3 protein-coding genes are annotated in these 2,871 nt (G+C 51.5%); 1 reads left to right on the top strand and 2 read right to left on the bottom strand.

Annotated features, from left to right (window positions below; all coding sequences use genetic code 11):
* On the bottom strand, positions 1–85 hold an 85-nt coding region (locus I9W95_RS12115; RefSeq protein WP_263866041.1), incomplete at its 3' end, for a GTP-binding protein.
* A 345-nt stretch (positions 86–430) separates the two neighbouring features.
* On the opposite strand from I9W95_RS12115, the gene fusA reads away from it, so the two are divergent.
* Positions 431–2,518: an elongation factor G gene (gene fusA, locus I9W95_RS12110; RefSeq protein ID WP_225675242.1), complete on the top strand. Its 2,088-nt coding sequence runs from the start codon at positions 431–433 to the stop codon at positions 2,516–2,518.
* Between the two features lie 250 nt (positions 2,519–2,768).
* Here fusA and I9W95_RS12105 read toward each other — a convergent pair.
* Positions 2,769–2,871 (bottom strand): EF-Tu C-terminal domain-related protein (locus I9W95_RS12105; RefSeq protein ID WP_451923596.1); only part of this gene is annotated, 103 nt, incomplete at its 5' end.

Genomic DNA, 2,871 nt, shown 5'->3' with positions numbered 1-2,871 from the left:
TCAGAGTAGTTTTACCGTGGTCAACGTGACCGATAGTACCCACGTTTACGTGGGGTTTGGAACGTTCAAACGTTTCCTTTGCCACAGCCGTATCCTCAAATTGAAAGCTGGAAAAATCAGCGGCAGGATTATTCCCGACACGCCCATAAGGGCCGCAATGATAACCCGGCGCCAGACACTGTCAACACCGAATGAGCACCAAACCACTGATAGCGTGCCCTGCAGCGGGTTTTAACCCCCTATTCAGAACCCGAACCAGCGCAAAAATCCATTCAAAATGGCCCGAATATACCCGTAAGACATACCAGAGGAGTCATTTACTGCTGATTCACGGCTTTATAACGCCAGAAATGCAAAAATCGCGAGAAATAGATGAAGAAAACAGGTAAAGTAGCGCGCGAATTTTGTCTCTGCCAATTTGAGTGATGCTATGACAGACCTTTCCAAATACAGAAATATCGGTATTTTTGCCCACGTTGACGCGGGTAAGACTACCACCACCGAACGTATCCTGAAGCTGACCGGTAAAATCCATAAAACCGGTGAAGTACACGATGGCGAATCCACTACCGACTTCATGGAACAGGAAGCTGAGCGTGGTATTACCATTCAGTCTGCTGCTGTTACCTGTGAATGGGCAGGCCACCGCCTGAACGTTATTGACACCCCTGGACACGTTGACTTCACCGTTGAAGTTTACCGTTCCCTGAAAGTACTGGACGGCGGTATCGGCGTATTCTGTGGTTCAGGCGGCGTTGAGCCACAGTCTGAAACCAACTGGCGTTACGCTAACGACTCAGAAGTTTCCCGTATCATCTTCGTAAACAAGCTGGACCGTCTGGGTGCAGACTTCTACCGCGTTGTTGAACAGGTTAAGAAAGTTCTGGGCGCACGTCCTCTGGTTATGGTTCTGCCTATCGGTACCGAAGACCAGTTTGTAGGTGTTGTTGACCTGCTGTCCCGTAAAGCATTCGTATGGGACGATTCTGGCCTGCCAGAAAACTACGAAATCCAGGACGTACCAGCTGACATGGCTGACGACGTTGAGATGTACCGTCAGGAGCTGATCGAAACCGCTCTGGAAATGGACGAAGATCTGCTGATGGAATACCTCGAAGAAGGCACTGAGCCATCTATCGAAGACATCAAGCGTTGCGTTCGCGAAGGTACCCGCACTCTGGCGTTCTTCCCTACTTACTGTGGTTCTGCATTTAAGAACAAAGGTGTTCAGCTGGTTCTGGACGCTGTTGTTGACTACCTGCCAAACCCAACTGAAGTTGATCCACAGGATCTGACCGACGAAGAAGGTAACCCGACTGGCGAAAAAGCTATCGTATCTGCTGACGAGCCTTTCCGTGCACTGGCGTTCAAAATCATGGACGACCGTTTCGGCGCCCTGACCTTCGTACGTATCTACTCCGGTAAGATCAACAAGGGTGACACCATCCTCAACAGCTTCACCGGTAAGACCGAGCGCGTTGGCCGTATGGTTGAGATGCAGGCGGATGATAAGACTGAACTGACCTCTGCTCAGGCCGGCGACATCATCGCCATCGTGGGTATGAAGAACGTTCAGACTGGTCACACTCTGTGCGATCCTAAGCACGAATGTACTCTGGAGGCCATGGTATTCCCTGAGCCAGTAATCTCTATCGCAGTTAAGCCAAAAGACAAAGGCGCTGTTGATAAGATGGGTATCGCCATCGGCAAACTGGTTGCTGAAGATCCAACCTTCCAGGTTGAAACTGACGAAGATTCTGGTGAAACCATCCTGAAAGGCATGGGCGAACTGCACCTGGATATTAAAGTCGACATCCTGAAGCGTACTTACGGCGTTGAACTGGAAGTGGGCGCACCTCAGGTGTCTTACCGCGAATCCATCACCCAGGCCGTTGAAGACAGCTACACCCACAAGAAGCAGTCTGGTGGTTCCGGTCAGTACGGTAAGATCGATTACCGCATGAAGCCTGCTGAGCCAGGTTCCGGTTTCATCTTCAAGACTTCTGTTGTGGGCGGTAACGTTCCTAAAGAATTCTTCCCGGCGATCGAGAAAGGCTTCAAGTCTATGATGGACGAAGGTCCTCTGGCTGGCTTCCCGGTACTGGACGTTGAAATCGACGTATTCGACGGTGGCTACCACGCGGTTGACTCCTCTGCGATTGCATTCGAAATCGCAGCGAAAGGTGCATTCCGTCAGACCATGCCAAAGGCCGGCGCTCAGCTGCTGGAGCCTATCATGAAGGTTGACGTATTCACTCCAGAAGACAACGTGGGTGACGTTATCGGCGACCTGAACCGTCGTCGCGGCATGATCAAAGACCAGGAGCCAGGCGCAACCGGTATCCGTATTAAAGCAGACGTTCCACTGTCTGAAATGTTCGGTTACATCGGCCACCTGCGTACCATCACTTCTGGCCGTGGTCAGTTCTCTATGGAGTTCAGCCACTACATGCCTTGCCCACAGCAGATTGCTGAAAAAGTAATTGCTGAGGCAAAAGAGCGTAAGGCAGAGAAATAATCTGACTTACCGCTCAGCAGAAAACCCCGCCGGCGCAAGCCTGCGGGGTTTTTTATTGCCTGCAGCTTGCACGTCGGACGTCTGGCGTCTGGCGTCTGGCGTCTGGCGTCTGGCGTCTTACAGACATAAAAAAAACCCCACCATTACTGGCAGGGTTTTTAGCGTCTAGCGCAAAATTATCACTGCTTCGGGCATCCTGCCCTCGCCCTTACGGGCCAGCCTCCGGCTGTCATAATTCGCTCCCGGCGAATTATTCGATAATTTTTGCTACAACACCAGCACCAACGGTACGGCCACCTTCACGGATAGCGAAACGCAGACCTTCGTCCATCGCGATAGGCGCGATCAGAGTT

Source organism: Thalassolituus marinus, from assembly GCF_020320395.1.
GTDB classification, from domain to species: Bacteria; Pseudomonadota; Gammaproteobacteria; order Pseudomonadales; family Oceanobacteraceae; genus Venatoribacter; species Venatoribacter marinus.
Note: the sequence above shows the minus strand (reverse complement) of the source record. Positions and strands in the feature narration are given on the sequence as shown.